The 26,172-nt window shown below is 70.6% G+C and carries 19 protein-coding genes; 1 reads left to right on the top strand and 18 read right to left on the bottom strand.

The window, feature by feature from the left end; all coding sequences use genetic code 11:
- Nucleotides 1-9: 9 nt before the first annotated feature.
- The 17 genes from rplU to folC form a co-directional block, all read right to left on the bottom strand.
- A complete protein-coding gene (gene rplU / locus IE269_RS19315) occupies nt 10-330 on the bottom strand; it encodes a 50S ribosomal protein L21 (RefSeq protein ID WP_189824244.1) in 321 nt (106 codons plus the stop codon).
- Between the two features lie 181 nt (nt 331-511).
- Complete coding sequence (locus IE269_RS19310; RefSeq protein ID WP_189824243.1) at nt 512-1,603, bottom strand: iron-containing alcohol dehydrogenase family protein; 1,092 nt, start codon at nt 1,601-1,603, stop codon at nt 512-514.
- The gene (locus tag IE269_RS19305) at nt 1,591-2,328 is read right to left on the bottom strand and encodes a phosphocholine cytidylyltransferase family protein (protein WP_189824242.1); all 738 of its coding nucleotides are present in this window, start codon (nt 2,326-2,328) and stop codon (nt 1,591-1,593) included. Before IE269_RS19305 ends, IE269_RS19310 begins: the two co-directional genes overlap by 13 nt.
- Nucleotides 2,329-2,499: 171 nt before the next feature.
- Nucleotides 2,500-3,408: a UTP--glucose-1-phosphate uridylyltransferase GalU gene (galU, locus tag IE269_RS19300; RefSeq protein WP_189824241.1), complete on the bottom strand. Its 909-nt coding sequence runs from the start codon at nt 3,406-3,408 to the stop codon at nt 2,500-2,502.
- A gap of 233 nt (nt 3,409-3,641) precedes the next feature.
- A complete protein-coding gene (locus IE269_RS19295; RefSeq protein ID WP_189824240.1) occupies nt 3,642-8,096 on the bottom strand; it encodes an Rne/Rng family ribonuclease in 4,455 nt (1,484 codons plus the stop codon).
- 227 nt (nt 8,097-8,323) lie between these two features.
- A complete protein-coding gene (locus tag IE269_RS19290; RefSeq protein ID WP_189824239.1) occupies nt 8,324-9,136 on the bottom strand; it encodes a TIGR03936 family radical SAM-associated protein in 813 nt (270 codons plus the stop codon).
- 277 nt (nt 9,137-9,413) lie between these two features.
- Complete coding sequence (locus tag IE269_RS19285; RefSeq protein ID WP_189824238.1) at nt 9,414-10,598, bottom strand: hypothetical protein; 1,185 nt, start codon at nt 10,596-10,598, stop codon at nt 9,414-9,416.
- Between the two features lie 226 nt (nt 10,599-10,824).
- A complete protein-coding gene (locus IE269_RS19280; protein WP_189824237.1) occupies nt 10,825-12,750 on the bottom strand; it encodes a TIGR03960 family B12-binding radical SAM protein in 1,926 nt (641 codons plus the stop codon).
- 99 nt (nt 12,751-12,849) lie between these two features.
- Nucleotides 12,850-14,385, bottom strand: coding sequence for a CYTH and CHAD domain-containing protein (locus IE269_RS19275; RefSeq protein WP_189824236.1), 1,536 nt, complete (start codon nt 14,383-14,385; stop codon nt 12,850-12,852).
- A 46-nt stretch (nt 14,386-14,431) separates the two neighbouring features.
- Nucleotides 14,432-15,634: a rod shape-determining protein RodA gene (gene rodA, locus IE269_RS19270; protein ID WP_189824235.1), complete on the bottom strand. Its 1,203-nt coding sequence runs from the start codon at nt 15,632-15,634 to the stop codon at nt 14,432-14,434.
- Between the two features lie 2 nt (nt 15,635-15,636).
- Entirely contained in the window at nt 15,637-17,859 is a 2,223-nt protein-coding gene (gene mrdA, locus IE269_RS19265; RefSeq protein ID WP_189824234.1) for a penicillin-binding protein 2, read from the bottom strand.
- A complete protein-coding gene (mreD, locus tag IE269_RS19260) occupies nt 17,856-18,521 on the bottom strand; it encodes a rod shape-determining protein MreD (protein WP_189824314.1) in 666 nt (221 codons plus the stop codon). Before mreD ends, mrdA begins: the two co-directional genes overlap by 4 nt.
- Before the next feature lie 19 nt (nt 18,522-18,540).
- Nucleotides 18,541-19,560, bottom strand: coding sequence for a rod shape-determining protein MreC (gene mreC, locus IE269_RS19255; RefSeq protein ID WP_189824233.1), 1,020 nt, complete (start codon nt 19,558-19,560; stop codon nt 18,541-18,543).
- 146 nt (nt 19,561-19,706) lie between these two features.
- Entirely contained in the window at nt 19,707-20,726 is a 1,020-nt protein-coding gene (locus IE269_RS19250) for a rod shape-determining protein (protein WP_189824232.1), read from the bottom strand.
- 330 nt (nt 20,727-21,056) lie between these two features.
- The gene (ndk, locus tag IE269_RS19245) at nt 21,057-21,470 is read right to left on the bottom strand and encodes a nucleoside-diphosphate kinase (protein WP_189824231.1); all 414 of its coding nucleotides are present in this window, start codon (nt 21,468-21,470) and stop codon (nt 21,057-21,059) included.
- 190 nt (nt 21,471-21,660) lie between these two features.
- Complete coding sequence (locus IE269_RS19240) at nt 21,661-22,005, bottom strand: DUF4233 domain-containing protein (RefSeq protein WP_189824230.1); 345 nt, start codon at nt 22,003-22,005, stop codon at nt 21,661-21,663.
- 9 nt (nt 22,006-22,014) lie between these two features.
- On the bottom strand, nt 22,015-23,529 hold the full coding sequence (gene folC, locus IE269_RS19235) for a bifunctional tetrahydrofolate synthase/dihydrofolate synthase (protein WP_189824229.1): 1,515 nt from the start codon (nt 23,527-23,529) through the stop codon (nt 22,015-22,017).
- Between the two features lie 224 nt (nt 23,530-23,753).
- Between folC and IE269_RS19230 the strand changes: the two genes are divergently transcribed.
- On the top strand, nt 23,754-24,782 hold the full coding sequence (locus IE269_RS19230; protein WP_189824313.1) for a rod shape-determining protein: 1,029 nt from the start codon (nt 23,754-23,756) through the stop codon (nt 24,780-24,782).
- 55 nt (nt 24,783-24,837) lie between these two features.
- On the opposite strand, the gene IE269_RS19225 is transcribed toward IE269_RS19230, so the two are convergent.
- Nucleotides 24,838-25,995, bottom strand: coding sequence for a sensor histidine kinase (locus IE269_RS19225; RefSeq protein WP_438817577.1), 1,158 nt, complete (start codon nt 25,993-25,995; stop codon nt 24,838-24,840).
- Nucleotides 25,996-26,172 lie beyond the last annotated feature (177 nt).

Raw genomic sequence — 26,172 nt, 5'->3', positions numbered from 1 at the left:
CTCAGTCCCTTACTTCGCAGCCGTGGGGATACCGGTGACCTTGATCGCCGTGTACTGCTGGCGGTGACCCTGGCGACGGCGGTAGCCGGTCTTGTTCTTGTAGCGGAGAATGTCGATCTTCTCGCCCTTGTGGTGGTCCACGACCTCGGCCGTGACCTTGATCCCGGCCAGGACCCACGGGTCGCTGGTCACGGAGTCACCGTCGACAACGAGCAGCGTCGAAAGCTCGACCGCGTCGCCAACCTTGGCAGTGGAAATCTTGTCAACCTCAACGATGTCGCCGACAGCAACCTTGTGCTGGCGACCACCGCTGCGCACGATGGCGTACACGCGGATCTCACTTTCACTCGAAGACGGGACCCCTGATGCCAGCCGCTTCCGGCGTGAAACAGGACGAGCGGCCTCTCCCGACGCACCGAAGTGATCCAGGAGGGGGTTGCTCAGGGGTTTGGCGCACAAAAACACGCCGACGGTCAAGGTTACGGGGCCCCGACCGGTGGGTCAAACCGGGCTAACGTCCACCGTCCGGCCGTCCACCCGACGCGCCGACGGCCTTCACCAGGGCGCTGTAGGCGTCCCTGACGCCGTCCTCGGGCAGGTCCAGGTGTTCCAGGATCGTGAAGCGCCCCGGCCGCGTCTGCGGCGCGTACTGGACGGCGGCCACGAACTCGTCGACGGTGAAGCCGATGTCGCCCGGGAGCACCGGCAGGTCGTGCCTGCGCAGTACGTCCGCGAACAGACCTGCCTCCTCGTGCGCCCCGCGCAGGTGCATCGCGAAGACCGCGCCGATGCCGACCTGCTCGCCGTGGAGCGCCGAGCGCTGCGGGTACAGCAGGTCGAAGGCGTGGCTGATCTCGTGGCAGGCGCCGGAGGAGGGCCGGGTGTCGCCGCTGATCGACATGGAGATGCCGGACAGCACGAGGGCTTCGGCGAGCACGGTCAGGAAGGCGTCCTCGGTGACGTTTCCCGGGTGGCGCAGCACTGCCTCGCCGGCCTGCCGTGCCATGGCGGCGGCAAGACCGTCGACCGTCTCCCCGTTGACCTGGTGGGACAGTTCCCAGTCGGCGACGGCGGAGATGTTGGAGAGGGCGTCGCCGATTCCGGAGCGTACGAAACGGGCGGGCGCGTCCCGGATGACGTCGAGGTCGATGAGCATCGCGATGGGCGTGGGCACACCGTAGGAGCCGCGTCCGTTGTCGTTGTCCAGGATGGACACCGGGGAGCACAGGCCGTCGTGCGAGAGGTTCGTCGCGACGGCGACCATGGGCAGCCCGATGCGGGCGGCCGCGTACTTGGCGACGTCGATGATCTTCCCGCCGCCGAGGCCGACGACCGCGTCGTAGCGCTTGCGGCCCTTCATCTCCTCGGCGAGCCGCACGGCCGCGTCGATGGTGCCGTCGGTGACGGGGTACCAGTCGGCGTCCGGCAGCACCGGCGACAGCTTCTCTTTCAGTGCCAGGCCCGAGCCGCCGCTGATGGCGATGGCGAGCGCGCCCGAGCCGGAGATCCGCTGGTCGGCGAGGACGCCCGCGAGGTCGTCGAGGGCCCCGCGGGAGATGTCGACGGCGACCGGCGAGGGGATCAGCCGGGTCAGTACTGGCACGCGATCTCCCGGCCCTTGGCGAGGTCGTCGTGGTTGTCGATCTCGACCCACTTGATGTCGCCGATGGGGGCCACGTCGATGCGGAAGCCGCGGCCCACGAGCTCCTGGTAGCCGTCCTCGTAGTAGAGGTCGGGGTCGCGCTCGAAGGTGGTCTTCAGGGCGTCGGCGAGTTCCTCGGCGGCCTCGCCCTCGATGAGGGTGACGCCGATGTACTCACCGGTGGCGGACGCCGGGTCCATCAGCTTGGTGATCCGCTGCACGGCGTCGCCGGCGTCGGTGATGACCTTCATCTCCTCGTCGGCGAGGTTCTTCACCGTGTCGAGCGCGAGGATGATCTTCTGGCCGTTGCCGCGGGCGGCGAGCAGCGTCTCCTCGACGGAGACCGGGTGCACCGTGTCGCCGTTGGCGAGGATGACACCGTTGTTGAGGACGTCACGGGCGCACCACAGGGAGTAGGCGTTGTTCCACTCCTCGGCCTTGTCGTTGTCGATCAGCGTGATGGTGACGCCGTACGTCTTCTCCAGCTCCTCCTTGCGCGCGTAGACGGCTTCCTTGCGGTAGCCGACGACGATCGCCACCTCGGTGAGGCCGACCTTCGCGAAGTTCCCCAGGGTGAGGTCGAGGACGGTGGTGTCGCCGTCGACGGGCACGAGCGCCTTGGGCAGCGTGTCGGTGTAGGGGCGCAGACGCCGTCCGGCGCCCGCCGCCAGTACCAGGCCGATCATGGGGTTCTCCTTCGTGCGGGTCGTGCAGGGGATGCAGGGACTGCGGGAGTGGTGCAAGGGATGGTGCGGGGCAAAGGGTACGGGGCGGCCTCCCCCGGTGGTGCGAGGGTGACCGCCCCGAGGGCGTGCCGGACGGGTGCCGCGGCTCCCGTCCGGTGCACCGGAGGAGAACTACATCTCCTCCGCGACGTAGCCGCGCAGCCACGTCTTGAAGTCCGGGCCGAGGTCCGCGCGCTCGGCGGCGAGGCGGACGATGGCCTTCAGGTAGTCGCCGCGGTCGCCCGTGTCGTAACGGCGGCCCTTGAAGACGACGCCGTGCACCGGGCCGCCGACGTTCTCGTCCGCGGCGAGCGTCTGGAGGGCGTCGGTGAGCTGGATCTCGCCGCCGCGGCCGGGCTCGGTCTTGCGCAGCACCTCGAAGACGGCCGGGTCCAGGACGTACCGGCCGATGATGGCGAGGTTGCTCGGGGCGTCCTCGGTGGCGGGCTTCTCGACCAGGCCGTTGATCTTGACGACGTCGCCGTCTGCGGTGGCCTCGACGGCCGCGCAGCCGTACAGGTGGATCTGCTCCGGGTCGACCTCCATCAGCGCGACGACGCTGCCGCCGTACGTCTGCTGGACCTCGACCATGCGGGCGAGCAGGGGGTCGCGGGGGTCGATCAGGTCGTCGCCGAGGAGGACGGCGAAGGCCTCGTTGCCGACGTGGGGGGCGGCGCACAGGACGGCGTGGCCGAGGCCCCGCGGGTCGCCCTGGCGCACGTAGTGCATGGTCGCGAGGTCGCTGGACTCCTGGACGCGCGCGAGGCGGTCGGCGTCGCCCTTCTTGGTGAGAGCGGACTCCAGCTCGTAGTTGCGGTCGAAGTGGTCCTCGAGGGCGCGCTTGTTGCGGCCCGTGATCATGAGTACGTCGGAGAGTCCCGCCCCGGCGGCTTCCTCGACCACGTACTGGATCGCGGGCTTGTCGACGACCGGCAGCATCTCCTTGGGAGTGGCCTTGGTCGCAGGCAGGAAGCGGGTGCCGAGCCCTGCGGCCGGGATGACGGCCTTGCGTATGGGGCGAGGGGTGGCGCTGTTGCTCATGAGGTTTCGAACTCTCCGTTGTTCAGGGGCATTTCACGACCTTCGGCCCCGGGTCCGCCCGGATGCCGGACAGGGTCCCGGGGGATCTCGGACAGGTCCCGGATACCAGGGTGGCCAGCGCCGGATCGGCGCTGGCCACCCTGGTTCCGGCCGAGGGCCGGTTCCGCTGGGTACTGCGGGTGCTGCTGATGCCGCCTGCTGCCTGTGCGGGCAGCGGGCGAGCCGGTGGAGCGTCAGTCCTGCGCCGGGGCGGACACGGAGGGGAGCGTCTGCTCCGCCGCGGCCGTCTTCTTCGCAGTCTTCTTGGCCGCCGTCTTCGTGGCCGTCTTGGTCGCCGTCTTGGCGGTCTTGGTGGCCGTCTTCTTCGCGACGGTCTTCTTGGCGGCGGTCTTCTTGGCCGCCGCCTTCTTCGCCGGTGCGGCCTTCTTGGCGGCGGTCTTGCGTGCCGTCTTCTTGGCCGCCGGTGCCGGAGCCTCGTCGCCCTCCGGCGCCGGAGCCTCGGTCACCGGTGCGTCAGCAGCCGGAGCCTCGGCCGTCGCCACGGAGGCCGTCTCCGCAGAGGCAGGGTCCGCAGCAGCCGTCTCTACAGCAGCCGTCGCCGGCGCGGCGTCCACGACCAGCACTGCTGCCTCGACCGATCCCGCGGGCGACCCCGCCGGAGCGGTGGCCTTGCGGGTAGCCCTGCGGCGGGCCCGCGGCGGCGCGGCGTCCGCGACGGGCGCGGGCGTCTCGGCCTCGGGAGCGGCCGGCGCCTCGGGAGCCGCCTGCGCCTCCGGAGCGGCCGGGGCCTCGACGGCCGGGGTTTCGGCGGCGGCAGCCGTCTCCACCACGGTCACCTCGGCGGCCTGGGCCTCCTTCGGGGCACCGGCCGGGGCCGACGCCTTCCGGGTCGCCCGGCGGCGCCCACGCGGCGCCACAGCGGCCTCCTCGGCCACCGTCTCGACGTCGGGGGCCTCCTCCACGGCAGGAGCCTCGGGGGCCTCGGGGGCCTCCGCCACGGCCGCCTTCGCCTTCATCGGCGACGCGTGCTCGATGTAGTCGGCCGGCGAGGTCTTGCCGCGCGGCGCACCGGCCGGTGCCGACGCCTTGCGCGACGCCCGACGGCGGCCACGGCCACGGGTCGCGGCGGCCTCGGCCTCCGCGGCACTGCTGTACAGCTCCTCGTCCGGCACGAAGTCGGGCGAGGGCAGCGCGATCGGCGCGGCCACCTCGGCGGCGACCTCCGCCTCCGTCTCCACCTCGAGGGGCTCGTGGTGGTCGTGACCGGCACCGTGGTCCTGACCGGAGTGCTCCGAGTGACCGGCGTCGGACGCGTGCTCGACGTGGTCGGCGTGGTCCGTGTGCTCGGAGCCGCTGCCGCCCTTGCCGCGCTTCTTCGAGCGCTTGGAGCCGCCGCCACCGCCGATGGCGGTGGGCTGCTCCATGTGCACGATGACACCGCGCCCGTTGCAGTGGACGCAGGTCTCGGAGAAGGACTCCAGGAGGCCCTGTCCGACGCGCTTGCGGGTCATCTGGACGAGGCCCAGCGAGGTGACCTCCGCCACCTGGTGCTTGGTGCGGTCGCGTCCCAGGCACTCCAGCAGACGCCGCAGCACCAGGTCGCGGTTGGACTCCAGGACCATGTCGATGAAGTCGATGACGACGATGCCGCCGAGGTCGCGCAGCCGCAGCTGGCGCACGATTTCCTCGGCCGCCTCCAGGTTGTTCTTGGTGACGGTCTCTTCGAGGTTGCCGCCCTGTCCGGTGAACTTCCCGGTGTTGACGTCGACGACGATCATCGCCTCGGTCTTGTCGATGACCAGGGAGCCGCCGGACGGCAGGTAGACCTTGCGGTCCAGCGCCTTCATCAGCTGCTCGTCGATCCGGTACGTCGCGAAGACGTCGACCTCCGACGTCCACTTCGACAGCCGGTCCGTGAGGTCCGGGGCGACGTGGGCGACGTAACCGTGGATCGTCTGCCAGGCGTCGTCACCGCTGACGATGACCTTGGAGAAGTCCTCGTTGAAGATGTCGCGGACGACCCGGACGGTCATGTCCGGCTCGCCGTAGAGCAGGGTCGGCGCGTTGGACGCACCGTTGCTCTTCGCCTTCTTCTGGATGTCCTCCCACTGTGCCTGCAGACGCTCGACGTCGCGGCGCAGCTCGTCCTCGCTCGCACCCTCGGCGGCGGTGCGCACGATGACGCCCGCGTCCTCGGGGACGATCTTCTTGAGGATGGTCTTCAGTCGCGCCCGCTCGGTGTCGGGGAGCTTGCGGCTGATGCCGGTCATGGAGCCCTCGGGCACGTACACGAGGTAGCGGCCCGGCAGGGACACCTGGCTCGTCAGACGCGCACCCTTGTGACCGATCGGGTCCTTCGTCACCTGGACGAGGACGGACTGGCCGGACTTGAGGGCGGTCTCGATGCGGCGCGGCCCGTGGGCCATGCCGAGCGCCTCGAAGTTGACCTCACCGGCGTACAGGACGGCGTTGCGGCCCTTGCCGATGTCGATGAACGCGGCCTCCATGGACGGGAGGACGTTCTGCACCTTGCCCAGGTAGACGTTGCCGACGTAGGACGTCGACTGCTCCTTGTTGACGTAGTGCTCGACGAGGATGTTGTCCTCGAGGACGCCGATCTGGGTGCGCTCGCCGTTCTGGCGCACCACCATGACGCGCTCGACGGCCTCGCGGCGCGCCAGGAACTCCGCCTCGGTGATGATCGGGACGCGGCGGCGGCCCTGCTCGCGGCCTTCGCGGCGGCGCTGCTTCTTGGCCTCCATGCGGGTCGAGCCCTTGATGGACTGGACCTCGTCGAAGCCGGTGCCGGGCTCGCGCTCGGCCTCCTTCTTGCGGGGCTCGCGGACCTTGACGACGGTGCGCTCCGGGTCGTCGGATCCGGTCTGCACCTCGTCGTGCCCGGAGTCGCCGCTGCGACGGCGGCGACGGCGACGGCGACGGCTGCTGGAGGAACCGGCGCCGCCCTGGTGCTCGTCGTCGTGGTCCTCGGAGTCGTCCTCGTCCACGGAGGCCTGCTCGGTGTGCTCGGTGTCCCGCTGCGACTCGGCGGCGTCCTCGTGCCGCTTGTGGTTGCTGTCGCTGTCGCCTTCCTCGGCGTCACCGTGGTCCAGGGCCTCGCCCCGGCGCCGGCGACGGCCACCGCGACGGCGGCGGCGGGCGCGGCGGTCGTCGGAGTCGTCCGACTCGTCGTGCCCCTCGGCCTCGTTGTTCTGCGCCGCGTCCTCGTCGGCCGCGTCGGCCTCGTCCTGCGGGGCTTCCTGGACCTCGGTACGGGGCTGCTCGGCGACGGCGCTCTCACCGCGACGGCGGCGACGGCGACGGCCGCCGGTCTGTGCGGGCTCCTCCTGCACCGGTGCCTCGACGACGGCCTCGACCTCCGTGGTCTCCTCCTCGTCCTCCTCCGGCTCCGGCTCCTCGACGGGTGCGGCGGCCGCGGCCATGGCGGCGGTCTCCGGCGTCTGGAACATGGGCTCGGCGAAGACCGGTGCCTGGAACACGGCGACGGCGGGCCGCTGCGCACGGCGGCGCGAACGCGGCGCGCTCTCCTCCGCCTTCTCCTCGACGGCGGGCGCGGCCGACTCGGCGGTGAACTTCGGGGTGGCGACCGGGCGGCTCGCCCGACGGCGTACACGACCGCGCGGTGCCTCGTCCTCGGCACTCTCCTGCGCGGCTTCCTGCACCGTCTCCGGTACGACGACGGGCTCGGCCGGATCCTGGGCCTCGGCCTGCGCGGGCGAACCCGCCGGAGCGGTGGCCTTGCGCACGGCACGACGACGCGTACGCGGTGCGGGAGCCTCTTCGGCGGCCGGAGCCTCCTCGGCGGCCTGCTCCTGCTTCTGCGGTACGTCGACGGGCTCGGCCTCGGTCTCGACGGCGGCCGGGGCGGGCGAACCCGCGGGCGCGGACGCCTTGCGCACGGCACGGCGGCGCGTACGGGGCGCGGGCGCCTCGTCGGCTGCGGGCTCGACGGCGACCGGGGCGGGAGCCTCGGCGGGGGTCTCCTCGGCGGCGGGGGTCTCCTCCACGACCGGCGCGGTCGCCTTGCGGGTGGCACGGCGACGGGTGCGCGGCGCGGGCGCCTCCTCGGCGGCGGGCTCGGCGACCGGAGCCTCCTGCGTCTCCTCGGCATGCGCGGGGGCGCCTGCGGGAGCGGTGGCCTTGCGGGTGGCACGGCGGCGGGCCGGGGCGGCGGTCTCGGCGGCCGGGGCCTCCTCGACGGCGACAGCCGGGGTCTCGGCCTCGGCCGGTGCGCCCGCCGGGGCGGTGGCCTTGCGGACGGCACGACGGCGCGTGCGCGGCGCGGGGTCCTCCTCGGCGGCCGGTGCGGCGGCGGTTTCCGTCACCGGCGCCGGCGTCTCCTCGACGACCGGTGCGGGCGAGCCCGCCGGGGCGGTCGCCTTGCGCACGGCACGACGGCGCGGGCGTGCGGGGGCGGCGCTGTCACCGGTGCTGGTGCTGGCGTTGTTGTTGTCAGTGGTGTCGGTCACGGCACCCTCTCCGGCCGGTATGGCCGGAGCCGCGGCCTCTACGGTCTTGGCGGCATCCGACTGTTCCGGCTGGTCCTGCTGGGTCGCGCCGGCCCCGGGGGGACCGGCGGGACGCGAGGCCGCACGGCGCCTGCGGCGCGGCGGCAAGGTGTCGCTGGGCGAAGTCTTCTCGGCCTCAGCGGGGTCGATCGGCTCAAGCATGCGGGGTTCTCCCGTCGCGCTCCCGGGCGCCGCGCCTGAATCCGGTCCGGCCGCGGCCCTCGCGTGGTGCGGGGCCACCGTCCGGGGCGCGAGCGCCGCACGGGAGCTGATCTCTAGCTCGCCGGTTCCGTACGTACGGTGACGTACGGCCTGGCGAAAGTCCGGTTGGTTACGCGGCCCGACCCAGGTGGCTCCCGAGTGCCAGGGCTGCGCTGCAACGACTGCCCTTACGCGGAACCGGAACCTTCAGGCGCCTTCGCGGCGGCGGGTGCGGGGGCTGTGGTAGAGCCTGCCTGCACTGCCTCGCGGTCGGGCGCGAGCGGGTCGGTCACCGTTCCGGACTCCTCGTCGAGAAGCCCCTGCGCCAGCCTGGTCACCGCTGCGGGGACCGGCGGCGCCAGGTCGGCCACAGCGCGGAGACCGGAAAGGACGTCGTCGGGTCGTACGGCGGGTGTCATGTGCCGCACTACCAGGCGCAGTATCGCACAGGGCTCCGCCGTGGGCCTATCGCCTGCCTCACCCTGGGGCAGGGCGAGGCTCTCGGAGAGCGGTACGGCGGCCATCTCGACGACGGCCTCGCGGGCGTCGAAGCTGCGCATGCCGTTCTTGGTGCGGCGCTGGACCTCGACGGTCTCGGCGGCGAGGAAGGTCTCGACGGCCTTGGCGGCCTGCTCCTCGGTGACACCGTTGAGCCGCAGCTCCCAGATGGAGGCGGTGAGGCGGTCGGCGAGGCCGGAGGTGCGGGCCTCGACGGCGTCGATGATGTCGAGGCCGTCGGGCATCGACTCGTCGAGCAGTCCGCGCAGGGTATGCGGGTCGCGGGGCGCGGTGAGGGCGATCTCCAGGTACTCGGCCTCGGAGCCGGTGCCGGTGGGGGCCGCGTTGGCGTAGCTCACCTTGGGGTGCGGGGTGAAGCCCGCCGAGTACGCCATGGGTACCTCGGCGCGGCGCAGGGCGCGTTCGAACGCGCGCTGGAAGTCTCGGTGGCTGGTGAACCGGAGGCGGCCTCGCTTGGTGTAGCGCAGTCGGATGCGCTGCACCGCCGGTGCGGGCGGCGGGCCTTCGGGCTGTCGCTTGCCCAGTGGTTCTTCTCCTCGGTGCGGGGCGGCGCGTCTTCCGCGCGCCCACGGGCCTGTGGGGTGTCCCCGCGCGGCGTCTCCCGTCCGGCCCGGCCCTGCTGAGCAGGGGGTCTCGGAGGTGGGGTGCTGCGCCGGGGCAGTCTTTGTACTCCCCAGAGTACGCGCCGGGGACCGGGCTGGTTCCCGGGGCGGGGGTGATCCACTCCGGAGGGGACCGGCCCCGGGTGGGGCGTGGCGGTCAGGGGCGCTGCTTCTCCAGGAGCGGGGGCGCGGTCTTCGGCGGTCGGACGGGGGCCGGAGCCTGAGCCGGAGTGCCGACGAGGCTGCGCCACAGGTCGCGGCGGGTGTCGCGGAAGGCGGTGCGCGCCGAGCGCAGTGCCTCGCGGGTGGTGCGGCCGACTTCCTTGGCCGCTCGTTTGGCGGGCCGCCAGATGTCGTCGCGCAGCCAGTGGCCGAGGGGGGTCATCACGGTGCGGTAGGTCCAGGCGACGGGGCGGCCCAGTGCGTTCCACGCCAGCCACTTCAGTGCGCGCCCGAGCGCCCGGGACACGTATCCGGCGACCTGCCAGCAGATCCCGAGGGCGGCCCCGATCTCCCGGGCGAGCCACACCACCGGTTTCACCAGCAGCGTCGTCACGCACCAGGCGATGCCGCGGCCGAGGGGGGTGAGCACCGCTTCGTAGAGCCAGCCGGCGGGGATCACCACGAGGGTGCGGCCGGTCCATTTCAGGGCGGTCCACAGTCCGCGTGCGGTGGCGGCGAGCGCGGTGCCCAGGTGGCGGGCGAGCCAGGCGATGCCCCGGCCGGCCGGTTCGAGCACGAAGGCCCATAGCACCCCCAGGGGTGCGAGCACCAGCCAGGTGCCGAGGAACTTCAGGGCCGCCACAAGTGCACGTCCCACCACCGCTCCCCCGGCGCCCAGCATCTGCCCCAGCCACCGCAGCCCGTGCCCCAGGGGTGTCAGGAGCCATCGGTAGAGCCAGCGTCCGGGTGCGGCGATGCCGTACTGCCACAGCGCCACCCACAGGGAGACGAACAGCAGCTTCGCGAGCCACCGCAGCGCGTGTCCCAGGGGTGTCAGCAGGGTGCTGTAGAGCCAGCGCGACAGGGGGGCGATCACGTGCCGTCCGAGCGCCACCCACGGTGTGACGAACACCGCCCGCCCGAGCCACCGCAGGCCGTGCCCGAGGGGTGTGAGCACCGCTTCGTACAGCCAGACGGCGGGGATCACCACCAGGGTGCGTCCGAGGCAGGTCAGGGCGCGCCCGAGGGGGTTGAGGACGCTCCGGCGCAGGAGTTCGCCGCCGGTGCGCAGGAGGTCCCAGATCACACGTACGGGTACGACCAGGACGAGCACCACGATCCGTACCGGAATCCGCACGAAGGCCGTCAGGCAGCCCTCCTGGTGTGCGGGCGCGGTCACCGGTGCTGGTGCCCGCGATGCCTCCGGTGCCGATGCTTGCGTGGTCACCGGTGCTGGTGCTGGTTTTTGCGCCGGTCGTTTTTCGAGATCCATGGCCGGTCCTCCCCCGTTTCCCGTACAGGACGCCGCTCGGGCCCGTTCGGATGCTCTCGCGGCGTACGAAGAAGGGTCCGACCGGGGGTGTGTTCCCCGGCCGGACCCCTTTCGCAGGTGTTCGTAGGTGCGGCTACTTCACGACCGACAGCGGCAGCAGCTTCTTGCCCGTCGGGCCGATCTGGATGCTGGTGTCCATCTGCGGGCAGACGCCGCAGTCGAAGCACGGGGTCCAGCGGCAGTCCTCGACCTCGGTCTCGTCGAGGGCGTCCTGCCAGTCCTCCCAGAGCCAGTCCTTGTCGAGACCGGAATCCAGGTGGTCCCAGGGGAGCACCTCTTCGTAGGTGCGCTCGCGGGTGGTGTACCAGTCGACGTCGACGCCGTACTCGGGCAGCGTCTTGGCAGCCGCCTGCATCCACCTGTCGTACGAGAAGTACTCGCGCCAGCCGTCGAAGCGGCCGCCGCCCTCGTAGACGGCGCGGATGACCGAACCGATGCGGCGGTCGCCGCGCGAGAGGAGGCCCTCGACGATGCCGGGCTTGCCGTCGTGGTAGCGGAAGCCGATGGAACGGCCGTACTTCTTGTCGCCGCGGATCTTGTCGCGGAGCTTCTCCAGCCGGGCGTCGGTCTCTTCGGCGCTCAGCTGCGGCGCCCACTGGAACGGCGTGTGCGGCTTGGGCACGAAGCCGCCGATGGAGACGGTGCAGCGGATGTCGTTCTGGCCGGAGACCTTGCGGCCCTCGGCGATGACGTTGACCGCCATGTCGCCGATCTGGAGGACGTCCTCGTCGGTCTCGGTGGGCAGGCCGCACATGAAGTACAGCTTCACCTGGCGCCAGCCGTTGCCGTAGGCGGTGGAGACGGTGCGGATGAGGTCTTCCTCGGACACCATCTTGTTGATGACCTTGCGCATGCGCTCACTGCCGCCCTCGGGGGCGAAGGTGAGGCCCGAGCGGCGACCGTTGCGGGTCAGCTCGTTGGCGAGGTCCACGTTGAACGCGTCGACGCGGGTCGAGGGCAGGGAGAGGCCGATCTTGTCTTCCTCGTACCTGTCCGCGAGGCCCTTGGCGATGTCGGCGATCTCGGTGTGGTCCGCGGAGGAGAGCGAGAGGAGACCGACTTCTTCGAAGCCGGTGGCCTTCAGGCCCTTCTCGACCATTTCGCCGATGCCGGTGATGCTTCGCTCCCGCACGGGGCGCGTGATCATGCCGGCCTGGCAGAAACGGCAGCCGCGGGTGCAGCCGCGGAAGATTTCTACGCTCATGCGCTCGTGGACGGTCTCCGCGAGCGGGACGAGCGGCTGCTTGGGGTAGGGCCACTCGTCGAGGTCCATGACGGTGTGCTTGGAGACGCGCCACGGCACACCGGACTTGTTCGGTACGACGCGGGCGATGCGGCCGTCGGGGAGGTACTCGACGTCGTAGAACGCCGGGACGTAGACGTTGCCGGTCTTGGCGAGGCGGAAGAGGACTTCCTCGCGGCCGCCGGGGCGGCCCTCCGCCTTCCAGGTCCGGATGATGGCCGTCATGTCGAGGACGGCCTGCTCGCCGTCGCCGATGACCGCGCAGTCGATGAATTCGGCGATCGGCTCCGGGTTGAACGCGGCGTGCCCGCCCGCCAGGACGATCGGGTCGTCCAGGGTGCGGTCGGCGGCGTTCAGGGGGATGCCGGCGAGGTCGAGGGCGGTGAGCATGTTGGTGTAGCCCAGCTCCGTCGAGAAGCTGAGGCCGAATACGTCGAAGGCCTTGACCGGGCGGTGGGCGTCCACGGTGAACTGCGGCACGTCGTGCTTGCGCATCAGTTCTTCGAGGTCGGGCCAGACGCTGTAGGTGCGCTCGGCGAGGACGCCCTCCTGCTCGTTGAGCACCTCGTAGAGGATCATGACGCCCTGGTTGGGGAGTCCGACCTCGTACGCGTCCGGGTACATGAGCGCCCAGCGGACGTCCGCGCTCTCCCACGGCTTGACGGTGGAGTTCAGCTCACCGCCGACGTACTGGATGGGCTTCTGCACGTGCGGCAGGAGGGCTTCCAGGCGGGGGAAGACCGACTCAACAGGCATCGCGGTGTCTCTCATGAGCGGGCAGGGGGACCCTCAAGCCTAACGCGGGTACGGGGTGCCTTTGCACGTGCGGCCGGACGGAACCCCCTGCCGCCCGTGTCAGACCCCCGGCACCCTCCGCCACACCTCCGGAAGCTCCCGCTCGCGGTCGGCGGCGCAGGCCTCCTCCTGGCCGTACAGCAGGCCCCACGCGAAGGACGGTTCGCCCGCCGCGTGCGCCTGGATGGCGAGGTTCCGCAGTTCGGCGCGGGCGACGACGCTGTCCTGGTGGTCGCCGAGGACGCCTTGGACGTCCTTGACCCGCTTGCGGAGCTTGTTGGCGGACTTACCGAGGGCGGGGCGGGCCGATTCCGCGGCGTAGCGCAGCCGTTTGGCGGCCTTGCGGGCCTCGTGGAGGGCGAGGTCGCGTTCGCCGCCCGGCGGGAGCGCCAGGGCGTGCTCCGTGCGGTCGGCGAGGCGGGCGTGGTCCTTGACGAGGGCCTTGTGCAGGACGGTGACCGCGTCGCGGTCCGCCGCCGGGCGCAGCGGCGGGGCGGCGAGGAAGGCGTCCAGGGAGCGCAGCAGCTCCAGGTAGCGGCGGCCGTCGAGGACGGCGAGGGTGCGGCGGCGGGAGCCGCTCCTGCGGGCGACGGACCAGATGCGCAGCCGGCCGCGCACCGGGCCCAGCAGGAGGGTGCGCGGGAGGGCGGAGAGGCGGGTGAGGAGGCGGTCGGCGAGGACTTCCTGGTCGCGGTCGACGCCGAGTTCCCCGGCGAGCCACTTGAGTTCGTCGCCGAGCGGGTCGGTGACGGTGCGGTCGAGGACCTTCCGGTACGTCTTGAACGCGCTGCGCATGCGCCGGGTGGCGACCCGGAGCTGGTGCACGGAGTCGGGGAGGTCGCGGCGTACGGCGGGGTCGTACACCGCCATGGCTTCGACCTGGTCGCGGAGGTACGCCAGGACGTGGGCGCCCGCGGTGTCGTCCTCGCGCACCGGGCGGGGCACGGGTCCGCCGCCGGTCTCGGCGAGAGCGCGCGCCAGTTTGGAGGGCGAGGCGGAGGGACGTACGCCTGCTTTGCGGAGCTTCTTGTCGACGGCGTCCAGGAAGGCCGGGTCGCCGTCGTCGGCGAGTTCGATCTCGATCTCCGTGAAGGAGGTGCGGGCGCCCTCGGGAAGAGGGGCCTGTGCGTCCCTGCCGCCGAGCCGGTGCGCGGTCACGGTGTCCACGCTGGCTTCGGCGAGGAGCTCTCCCGCCTTGTCCCGCAGGTGCCACACCCGGCGCGAGGACCGCAGTCGTACGGTCGCCAGCAGTGGCTCTCCCAGGGTGCGCGCTCGCACCAGGGCGGACAGTGCGCGCGGTACGCCGTCGGTGTCCGTGAGAGGGGCGCGGATTTCGTCCCGTACGTTCGGGGCGACGGGGAGTTTGAGGTGCCAGCCCGCGTCGTCGCCGCCGGTGCGCCGGCGCAGGGTGATCCCGTGTGCTGCCAGCGCCAGTTCGTCGGTGTCGTAGTAGACGGCGTCGAGGTCGACGACGCCCCGGTCCTGGACGGAGGAAACCCCGGCCACCTTGGTGAAGTCGGGCAGCCGGGGTTCGCTCTCGGTGTCGGTCGTAGTGGCTTCGTACTTTCGCTCGATCTCGCGCTTGGTGTCCGCCATGACATGAATCTAGACGGAACGAGGAGCCCCAGACAGAGGCGTGCTGTCACGCAGTTATGGGCCGCTGCACCCGGATGGACTGGAGGAGTCCGATCGCCACCCACACGGCGAACATGGACGAGCCGCCGTAGGAGACGAAGGGCAGCGGAAGTCCGGCGACGGGCATGATGCCCAGCGTCATGCCGATGTTCTCGAAGGACTGGAAGGCGAACCAGGCGATGATTCCGGCGGCGACGATCGTGCCGTAGAGCTCGGTGGTCTCGCGGGCGATGCGGCAGGCCCGCCACAGGACGACGCCGAGGAGGACCAGGATGGCTCCCGCGCCGAGGAAGCCGAGTTCTTCTCCGGCGACGGTGAAGACGAAGTCCGTCTGCTGTTCGGGGACGAACTGTCCGGTGGTCTGGGAGCCCTTGAAGAGGCCGGTGCCGGTGAGTCCGCCGGAGCCGATCGCGATGCGCGCCTGGTTGGTGTTGTAGCCGACGCCGGCGGGGTCGAGGTCGGGGTTGGCGAAGGCGGCGAAGCGGTTGATCTGGTACTCGTCCAGGAGGCCGAGGACGGCCACCAGGACGGCGCCCAGCACGCCCGCGCCGACCAGGCCGAAGATCCACCGGTTGGAGGCTCCGGAGGCCAGCAGGACCCCCAGGATGATCATGGCGATGACCATGACCGAGCCGAGGTCCGGCATCAGCATGATGACGAGGATCGGGGGGACGGCCAGCCCCAGCGACTTGAGCACCGTGCGGTGGTCCGGGTTGGCCTGGTCGCCCGCGTCGACCCGGGAGGCGAGCATCATCGCCATGCCCAGGATGATCGTGATCTTCGTGAACTCGGAGGGCTGGAGGGAGAATCCGCCGCCGATGACGATCCACGCGTGCGCGCCGTTGACGGTCGCGCCGAGCGGGGTGAGGACCGCGATCACCAGGACGAGGGAGAGTCCGTAGAGGATCGGCACCGCGCCGCGCAGGGTGCGGTGGCCGAGCCAGATCGTGCCGATCATCAGCGCGAAACCGATGCCGGTGTTCATCAGGTGGCGGAAGAGGAAGTAGTACGGGTCGCCGTGGTTGAGGGTGTCGCGGCCGCGCGTCGCCGACCACACCAGCAGGGCGCCGAGGCCCGACAGTGCGAGCGCCGACAGAAGCAGCGGCCAGTCGAGGCGGCGGACGACGGAGTCGCGTGCGGTCAGTTTCGCGAACGCGCCGCGCTCGGGTGCGTAGCGCTGGACGGAGAAGCCGTGGGTGCTGCCCGCCATGGTCAGTCACCCACCCTCTGGATGCCGGTGCCGCGTGCTCCGGGGTTGCCGCCCCTGTTGCCGGTGTTGGCGGGAGGGGGCCCCGCGACGCCGACCGGCGGTTCGGGCTCCTTCTTCGGCGGCACGTACGGCTTGATGTCGGGTGCGTCGATGGAGCCGTCCGCCTCGATCTTCGGGAGGTCCTTCTGGGGCTGCGGCAGCAGGGCCTTCTTCGGGTCGTACTTGCCGTTCTCGTCGAGTCCGTACAGCGCGTTGTAGATCTTTCGCACGGCGGGACCGGAGGCACCGGAGCCGGTGCCGCCCTGGGCGATCGTCATGACGATCGAGTAGTCCTTGGTGTACGTGGCGAACCACGACGTCGTCTGCTTGCCGTAGACCTCGGCGGTACCCGTCTTGGCGTGCATCGGGATCTTGTCCTGGGGCCAGTTCTCGAACCGCCAGGCGGCGGTGCCCCGGGTCGCGACTCCCGCGAGGGCTTCGTCTATCAACTTGTGGGTGCTCGCGTTCATCGGGAGCCGCCCCTGCGCCTTCGGCTTGATCTCGGTGATCTTCTTGCCGTCGGCGCTGATGACGGCCTTGCCGACGGACGGGGTGTGCACGGTGCCGCCGTTGGCGATGCTCGCGTAGATCGACGCCATCTGGATGGGGGTGACGAGGGTGTCGCCCTGGCCGATGGAGTAGTTGACGGAGTCACCGGCACGCATCTGGTTGCCGTCGATGCAGTTCTCGAAGGCGATCTTCTCGACGAAGGTGCCGTCCTTCTTGCCCTGCTTGCACCAGGCGTCCTTGTTGGCGTCCCAGAACCGCTGCTTCCACTGGCGGTCGGGCACCCGGCCGGAGACCTCGTTGGGGAGGTCGATTCCGGTCTCCTTGCCGAGACCGAACTGGTGGGCCGTTTTGTAGAACCAGTCCTTGGCGTTCTTCTTCGGCTTGGTGCCGCCGTCGCGCTGCCACTGCTGGTGCGCGAGGGCGTAGTAGACGGTGTCGCAGGAGACTTCGAGGGCGCCGCCGAGGGTGATGTTGCCGTGGCCCTTGGACTCGTAGTTGGTGAAGGTCTGGCCGCCGATGGAGTACGAACTGGGGCAGGGGTAGCTGCCGTTGAAGTCGTATCCGGCGTTGACGGCGGCCGTCGTCGGGATCACCTTGAAGATGGAACCGGGGGCGGCCTGCGCCTGGATGGCGCGGTTGAGCAGCGGGAAGTTGGAGTCCTTGCCGGTGAGGGCGGCGTAGTCCTTGCCGGAGATGCCGCCGACCCAGGCGTTGGGGTCGTAGGTGGGGTTGGACGCCATCGCGACGACGCGGCCGGTCTTGGCCTCCATGACGACGACGGCACCGGCGTCGGCCTTGTAGTTGGTGCCGGTGTTCTTGTCGAAGGCCTTGCGGGCCTCCTTCATGGCGTCGAGGAGTTCGTACTCGGCGACGGCTTGCACACGGGCGTCGATGCTGGTGACGACGTTCGCACCGGGCTCGGCCTTGTCGGCCTTGGCGCGGCCGATGACCCGGCCGAGGTTGTCGACCTCGTAGCGGGTGACGCCGGCCTTGCCGCGCAATTCACGGTCGTACGTACGCTCCAGGCCGGAGCGCCCGACCTGGTCGGAGCGCAGGTACGGGGAGTCGCTGTCCTTGGCCTTCTCGATCTCGGCGTCGGTGACGGGCGAGAGGTAGCCGAGCACCTGTGCGGTGTTCGCCTTGCCGGGGGCGGCGTAGCGGCGTACGGCGGTGGGTTCGGCGGTGATGCCGGGGAAGTCCTCGGCGCGTTCGCGGATCTGGAGGGCCTGCTGGGTGGTGGCCTTGTTGGTGACCGGGATCGGCTGATAGGGCGAGCCGTTCCAGCAGGGCTGGGGGGTTTTGGAGTCGCACAGGCGCACCTTGTCGGTGACGTCCTTGGGCTTCATGTCGAGGATGTCGGCGAGCCGGGTGAGGACCGCTTTGCCGTCGTCCTTCATCTTCATCAGCTCGGTGCGGGACGCGGAGACGACGAGCTTGGTCTCGTTGTCGGCGAGGGGCACACCGCGGGCGTCGAGGATGGAGCCGCGGACGGCGGGCTGGACGACCTGCTGGACGTGGTTGTTCTTCGCCTCGTCGGTGTACTCCTGGCCGTTGCGGATCTGGAGGTACCAGAGGCGTCCGCCGAGGGTCAGCAGCAGGGAGAAGACGAGCACCTGGAGGACGATCAGGCGGATGGTGACGCGGGGGGTGCGGCCGGTCTCGGGGATGTTGCTCACAGGCGCTTCACTCCCTTGATGCGTCCGGCGCGCTGGGCGCGGCTGCGGGCGGCGCGCAGCCGCAGGCCGCCCTTCTGCTCGCCGATGCGCAGTCCGGTGCCTCCGGCGAGCCAGCCGGAGGAGACGTCGGAGCCGGAGGAGGAGGATTCGGAGAGGGGGTCGTTCTCGGCGCGGCGGGCGAGCGCCATGATGCCGGGGACGACGAAGGGTGCGAGGAGCAGGTCGTACAGGGCTGCGGTGAACAGCAGCCCGCCGAGGCCGACGTGGCGTGCGGCACTGTCGCCGACAAGAGCACCGACGCCGGCGTACAGGAGGGTGGAGCCGAGGGCGGCTGCGACGACGACCAGCATGGGTGCGGTGGCGGAGCGCAGTTTACCGTTCTCGGGCTTGACGAGGCCGGCCAGGTAGCCGATGACGCACAGCACGAGGGCGTAGCGGCCGGCGGCGTGGTCGGCGGGCGGGGCGAGGTCGGCGAGGAGGCCCGCGGCGAAGCCGATGAGGGCGCCGCTGACGTGTCCGTACACGAAGGCGAGTCCGAGGACGACCAGGAGGGTGAGGTCGGGGACGGCGCCGGGGAGCTGGAGTCTGGCGAGGACGGTGACCTGGACGACCAGGGCGACGACCACCAGGGTGGCGGAGAGCAGAATCCGGTTGAAGCGCATCAGGTTCTTCAGCTCCTGGTCACTGGCCGTCGGCGTTGCCGTCGCCGGCACCGTTGTTGTTGCCGGCACCGTTGTTGTTGCCGTTTCCGTCACCGTTGTTGGCGCCGTTTCCGTCGCCGTTGTTCTCACCGGCGGGGGGCTTCGGTGTCACGGTGACAGTGACGGTGGGGGCGGGCTTGGGCTTGTTCGGCAGGACGGTGTCGCGGGGGTCGGTGCGCGGGGCGGCCACGACGACGCCGACGATGTCGAGCTTGGTGAAGCCGACGTACGGACGGACGTAGACGGTACGGGTGAGGTCGCCGCCGGAGGGGTCGACGCGGACCACCTCGCCGACGGGGACGCCGGGCACGAAGGGCTTCGCGGCGCGCGAGCCGAAGGTCACCAGGCGGTCGCCGGGCTTGACCTTGGCCTTGCCGTTGAGGAACTGGACGCTGAGCGGGCGGTCGCCCTGCCCGGTGGCGAAGCCGAGTTCGTCGCTGTTCTCCATGCGGGTGCCGACGGTGAACTTGGTGTCGTTGGCGAGCAGCACGGTGGAGGTGTGGGGGCCGACCGTGGTGATGCGGCCGACGAGGCCGTCCGCGTTGAGGACGGTCATGTCGCGCTGGATGCCGTCGCCCGAGCCGACGTCGATGGTGACGGTCCAGGAGAAGCCCTGGGCCGCTCCTATGGCGATGACTTCGGCGCCCTTGATGCCGTACTGTCCGGCGCCGGCCTTCTTCAGCATGCCGTCGAGCTGGCGCACCCGGCTCTGGTTGCGGTCGTCGCTGCCCAGGCGCAGCTTCAGTTCCTGGTTGTCCCGCTCCAGCGCCTTGAGCTGGTCGTGGTCGTCGCCTGATTTGCGTACGGCGCCGATCGCGTTGCCGATCGGGTCGACGGCGGTGGCGACGCCCTTCTCCACCGGTCCGAAGACGGCGGCGGCGGCCTGCCGGGCTCCGTCGACGGGTGACTGTTCGCCGCCGCGGATGTCGACCGTGATCAGCGCGAACGCTACGGCGATCAGCAGCACCAGGAGCAGCCGGCTCTCTCGTGTGTCCCTCACGTGCGGCGGCCGTGCCTTCCTCGTCGGAAAAATGCGTATGCGTGTATATCAACGATCCGCCGCACGGGACGGCGGGCCCCGTACGGCGGATTCTTCGGCGGCGTCCGTGGCCGGCAGGTGGCCCCGGACGCCGTGTGCCCGTACCGCTATCTGCGGGGCTGGGCGTCCAGCACCTGCTGGAGCGCCTCGAACTCCTCGACGCACTTTCCGGATCCGAGTGCGACGGAGTCCAGCGGGTCCTCGGCGATGTGGATCGGCATGCCGGTCTCGCGGCGCAGGCGCTCGTCGAGGCCGCGCAGCAGTGCGCCGCCGCCGGTGAGGACGATGCCGCGGTCCATGACGTCGCCGGAGAGCTCCGGCGGGCACTTGTCGAGCGTCGTCTTGACGGCGTCGACGATCGCGTTGACGGGCTCCTCGATGGCCTTGCGGACCTCGGCGGCGGAGATCACGACGGTCTTCGGCAGGCCGGAGACGAGGTCGCGGCCGCGGATCTCGGTGTGCTCGTCCTTGTCGAGGTCGTACGCCGAACCGATGGTGATCTTGATCTGTTCGGCGGTGCGCTCACCGAGGAGGAGGCTGTACTCCTTCTTGATGTGCTGGATGATCGCGTTGTCCAGTTCGTCGCCCGCGACGCGGATCGACTGTGCCGTGACGATTCCTCCGAGCGAGATGACAGCGACCTCGGTGGTGCCGCCGCCGATGTCCACGACCATGTTGCCGGTGGCCTCGTGGACGGGCAGGCCGGAGCCGATGGCGGCGGCCATGGGCTCCTCGATGATGTGCACCTGGCGGGCGCCGGCCTGGGTGGACGCCTCGATGACGGCGCGGCGCTCGACCCCGGTGATGCCGGAGGGCACGCAGACGACGACGCGGGGGCGGGCCAGGTAGCGGCGCTTGTGGATCTTGAGGATGAAGTAGCGGAGCATCCGCTCCGTGATCTCGAAGTCGGCGATCACGCCGTCCTTCAGGGGCCGTACGGCAACGATGTTGCCCGGCGTACGGCCGATCATCTTCTTGGCCTCGGCGCCGACGGCGAGGATGCCGCCGGTGTTGGTGTTGATGGCGACGACGGAGGGCTCGTTGAGCACGATGCCCTTACCCCTGACGTACACCAGCGTGTTGGCGGTCCCGAGGTCGACAGCCATATCACGGCCGATGAACGACATTGGTTCCCTCTTCTTCCCCATGAGGATGCGTCGGGCCTTCCCGATTGCTGCGTGCGATGGCTTGTATCGGTAGGCGAAGTGGGTGGTGCGCTGGATGGTGTGGGCGCGGTGACTTCCATCGTAGTGCCGCATGTGCGGTCACCGCGCGAGGGTCCTTCGCCATTGTGGGCGGAACACATACCCGCTTCACCAATGGTGACGCTGTGTCGGGGGGATGCGTTCCCTCCCATCGGGTGCATATGCCGAAGGGCGACCGAATTAATTCGGTCGCCCCAGGTAGGCGGCGCTGTTCGGCTGACATTCAGTCAGAAAGCGCACCTGTTTCTCCGGTCAGACGAGACCCGGGAAGAACAGCTTCAGCTCGCGCTCCGCGGACTCCTCGGAGTCGGAGGCGTGGATGAGGTTCTCGCGGACGATGGTGCCGAAGTCGCCCCGAATGGAGCCGGGCTGTGCGGCAATCGGGTCGGTGGGACCGGCCAACTGGCGTACCCCCTCGATGACGCGCTCGCCCTCGACGACCAGGGCCACGATCGGGCCGGACGACATGAAGGCGACGAGCGGCTCGTAGAACGGCTTGCCCTTGTGCTCGCCGTAGTGCGCCTCCAGGGTGTCCTGGTCGAGGCTGCGCAGTTCCAGCGCGGAGATCGTCCAGTTCGCCTTGCGCTCGATGCGGCCGATGATCTCGCCGATCAGTCCGCGGCGGACGGCGTCGGGCTTGAGCAGGACGAGGGTGCGCTGGGTCACGTGCGGGCTCCTTGGTGCGTTTCTCGCGTGTGCGGATGCGGTGGTGGGCAGATTACAGGGCCGAACGGGGGACCTGTCACACACCGTCAGGCCCAGGGGGTCAGGCCCCTGCCCTCGCCCGCAGGCCGCTGCCGTCCGCCGTCCGACCCGACCGGTCAGGCTTCCGCTTCCGCCTGCGCCGCCCGACGGGTCAGGCCTCTGCCTCCGCCTGCGCCGCCCACCGCGCCTTCGCCTCGTCGATCTTGCGGCCGTAGTGGATGGACGCCCACCACAGGCCGCCGAAGACGACGCCGAGGAAGAACATCACCGGCACCCAGAAGCCGCTGACCACGAGCCCCACCTGGAGGACCCAGCCGAGCTGGAGCCCGCCGGGGCGCGTGATCATTCCGCAGAGGAGGACGGAGAGCAGCATCGCGATGCCGCAGACCGTCCACACGGTGGCCATGGACAGGTCCTCGGACTTCATCGCGACCAGCCCGGCGAAGCCGATCACGAAGAATTCGCCGATGAGGGTGGAGGCACAGAGCGTACGCATAAAGGGATCTCAGTTCCGTCCCAGCAGCAGCCGGGCCTCTCCGACAGTGATGACCGATCCGGTGACGAGGACTCCCCCGCCGCTGAACTCGCCCTCTTCCTCGGCGAGGGTGATGGCTTCTTCGATGGCGTCGTCGAGCCGGGGCTCGACCTGGACGCGCTCCTCGCCGAAGACCTCGACGGCGATGGCCGCCAGTTCGTCGACGTCCATGGAGCGCGGGGTGGAGTTACGGGTGACGACGACCTCGGCGAAGATCGGCTCGAAGGCCTCCAGGAGGCCCCGTACGTCCTTGTCGCCGCTCGCGCCGACGACGCCGATCAGGCGGCTGAAGCTGAACGCCTCGCTGACCGCCTCGGCCGCGGCCCGTGCGCCCGCGGGGTTGTGCGCGGCGTCCAGGACGACGGTGGGGCTGCGGCGGACGACCTCCATGCGGCCCGGGGAGGTCACCGAGGCGAAGGCCTTGCGGATGGTGTCGATGTCCAGGGTGCGGGCGTGGTCGGCGCCGATGCCGAAGAAGGCTTCGACGGCGGCGAGCGCGACGGCCGCGTTGTGCGCCTGGTGGGCGCCGTGCAGGGGGAGGAAGATCTCCTCGTACTCGCCGCCGAGGCCGCGCAGGGTGACCAGCTGGCCACCGACCGCCACCTCGCGGTGCACGACACCGAACTCCATGCCCTCGCGGGCCACCGTGGCATCCACGCCCACGGCCTTCTTCAGCATGACCTGCGCCGCGTCGACGGGCTGCTGGGCGAGGACGACGGTGGCGTCCTGCTTGATGATCCCGGACTTCTCGGTCGCGATCTCGGCGGGCGTGGTGCCGAGGCGGTCCGTGTGGTCCAGGGAGATCGGGGTGACGACGGCGACGGCGGCGTCGATGACGTTGGTGGCGTCCCAGGTGCCGCCCATGCCGACCTCGACGACAGCGACGTCCACGGGGGCGTCCGCGAAGGCCGCGTACGCCATGCCCGTCATGACCTCGAAGAAGGACAGCCGGTAGTCCTGCGACGCGTCGACCATCTCGACGTACGGCTTGATGTCCTGGTACGTCTCCACGAAGCGCTCGGCGCTGATCGGGACGCCGTCCAGGCTGATGCGCTCGGTGATCGACTGCACGTGCGGGCTGGTGTAGCGGCCGGTGCGCAGCTCGAAGGCGCCGAAGAGGGCCTCGATCATGCGGGCGGTGCTGGTCTTGCCGTTGGTGCCGGTGATGTGGATCGAGGGGTACGCCTTCTGGGGCTCGCCCAGCACGTCCATGAGGGCCGCGATGCGGGTCACCGAGGGTTCGAGCTTGGTCTCGCCCCAGCGGCCCGCGAGTTCGGTCTCGACCTCGCGCAGCGCCTTGTCCACCTCCGGGTCGGCGGGGCGGGTGGGCACGGCGTCGCCGGCGGGGGCGCCGCCGTGGGTGCGCAGGGTGCGGCTGCCCGCCTCGATGACGGCGAGGTCGGGGTCGCGATCGGTCTCGGCGGCGACGATCTCCGCGAAGGCCTGGTCGTCGGGCTGGTCGTCGTGCTGGGGGAGGTCACTCACCCCGCCAGTCTACGGAGGGGGTACGACAACGGCCGACAGGGACCGGTGAACTGCGGGGCGTGCCCGCCGCGGGTCGGGGCGGGACTTTCGGCCCGCAACCCCGGGGACCTTTTATCCCTTCCCTACCAAAGGGGTGTGTGACCCTGGTAGATCACGATTCGGGAGGTTATCGAGTGAGCGACGAGACCACGCAGGCCCCTGCTGCATCTGTTGCGCCCGCGCGCATCCGCGGCGGGCGCGACAGTCGGGACATCGGCATCGACCTGGGGACGGCGAACACCCTGGTGTACATGCGGGGGCACGGCATCGTCCTCAACGAGCCCTCCGTGGTGGCGGTGAAGGCCGGTTCGACGACGGCGCTGGCCGTCGGCGCGGAGGCCAAGGAGACCATCGGGCGCACGCCCGGTTCGATCACCGCGATCCGCCCCCTGCGCGACGGTGTGATCAGTGACTACGAAGCGGCCGAGGAGATGATCCGGCACTTCGTGCGCAAGGCGGTGCCGGGGCGGCGTCCGCGCACCCGCATGGTGGTGTGCGTGCCCAGCGGGGTGACGCCGGTGGAGCGCCGGGCCATCGTGCACGCGGCCGACCGGGCCGGTGCGCGCGCCGTGCACCTCATAGAGGAGCCCATGGCGGCGGCGATAGGCGCCGGCCTTCCGGTGTCGGACGCACGGGGCTCCATGGTGGTGGACATCGGCGGCGGCACGACGGAGGTCGCGGTGATCTCGCTGGGCGGCATCGTGACCGCGCAGTCGCTGCGGGTGGGCGGCGACCGGATGGACGCCGCGATCACCGATTTCGTACGCAAGGAGCACCAGTTGCTCATCGGCGAGCGGACCGCCGAGGACATCAAGGTGGCGATCGGTTCTGCGGGGCCGGTGCCGGAGGACCCGGCGCTGGAGATGCGGGCGTTCACGGTGCGCGGGCGGCAGAAGGTCGGCGGTCTGCCGATGACCCTGGATCTGACGGCGTCCGAGGTGCGTTCCGCGCTGGACGAACCGGTCGAGGCGATCATCGCTGCGGTGCGCACGACGCTGGAGGAGTGCCCGCCGGAGCTGTCCGGCGACGTCATGGAGCACGGGATCGTGCTCACCGGCGGTGGTGCCCTGCTGCCGGGGCTGGATGTGCGGATCGCTGCGGCGACCGGCATTCCGGTGCATGTGGCCGACAATCCGCTGGACTGTGTGGCGATCGGTTCGGGCAAGTGCGTGGAGGACTTCGACAACCTCCAGAAGCTCCTGAAGGCGAGCTGACAGAGGCTCCTGAAGGCCGGCTGGCCGAGGCTCCTGAAGGGAGCTAGGACGGGCTTCAGACCCCGGCGGGAAGTGTCGCGACGACGCGGTACTTCCCGTCGTGGTGCCCGGCCTCCAGGGTGCCGCCCATGGACTCCACCCGCTCCCCCATGGAGAAGGTGCCGGTGCCCGCGGAGACGGGTTCCTTGGCGGGGACGGCGCTGGGCAGGTCGTTGCACACCTCGAGGCGCAGGTGCACGCCGTCGAGGGTGATCCGTACGCGGACCTCCTGGCCCGGTGCGTGTTTGACGGCGTTGGTGAGGCACTCCTGCACCACCCGGTAGACGGCGGCCTGTCGCAGCGGTGACAGGGCGCCCGCCCGGCCGTCGATGTCCAGGACCACCGGGCTGCCCGCCTGCTCGCCCTCGGCGGCGAGGACGGCGAGCCCGTCGATGCCCGGGGTGGCGTCCTGCTCGCGGGCGCGCTGCACGATGATCTCGTTGAGGATGCGGTGCGCCTTGCGGGCGGTGTCGGAGAGTTCGTCGAAGTCCTTCTGGTGGGCCTCGCCCCGGGCCCGTACGGCCAGGACCTCGGCCCGTACCGCGAGCAGCGTCAGCTCGCGCCCCACGAAGTCGTGGACGTCGCGCGCCACCGACAGCCGCTCCTGCTGCACGGCCTGGAGGGCCGCCGTGCGCCCCCGCTGGATCTCCAGTTCCCGTACGAGGTCCTGCCGGTACCCGGCGACACCGACGCCGGCGGCGAGGACGCCGATGGGCACAACGAGGCTCAGGAACTCCATGAGGGTGTCGGCCCGGTGCTCGGGCCACCCCGGCAGCAGGAACATGCCGTACGCGAAGAGCCCGTACCCCAGTGTCGCGAGGATGGCTGCGGCCCGGCCCCGGTAGCGGCCGACCGAGTACAGGGCGAACTGGATCAGGGTGAGCTCGTGCAGCCAGCCCAGGAAGGCGAGGGCGACGACGTACGAGACCCAGGGCGCCCGGCGGCGCAGCAGCAGGGTGCTTGCCCCTGCGGCGAGGACGAGGGTGGCGGAGAGGCCGTTGAGGGAGTTGTCCGCCTCGGCGAGCCCGGGGACGTCCAGGAGCATCAGGCCGAAGCAGATCAGCGGGACGAGCAGGTCCAGGGCGCGCCTGTCGACCGTGCGGCCCTCCAGCCAGTGACGGCCCGCCGCCCAGGCCCGGAGGGCCGGCGAGGCGGTGGGCTTGTGCTGGTGCATACGCTCCATGATGCCTGGGACTTTCGACCCGATTCGCCAGCCTTCGGTCGGTTACACGCGTGATCTGCGGCACCACAGGACGAACGGCACGGGCAGGAAGCGCTTCCGAGGCACTACATCCCGGGAAGAGCGGACCATTGCAGTCCCGACCATTTCAGACATTAATCAACAATTTTG

Origin of the sequence: Streptomyces spiroverticillatus (assembly GCA_014650415.1) — a bacterium.
Classification (GTDB): domain Bacteria; phylum Actinomycetota; class Actinomycetes; order Streptomycetales; family Streptomycetaceae; genus Streptomyces; species Streptomyces spiroverticillatus.
This window is presented reverse-complemented; position numbering and strand designations above follow the sequence as displayed.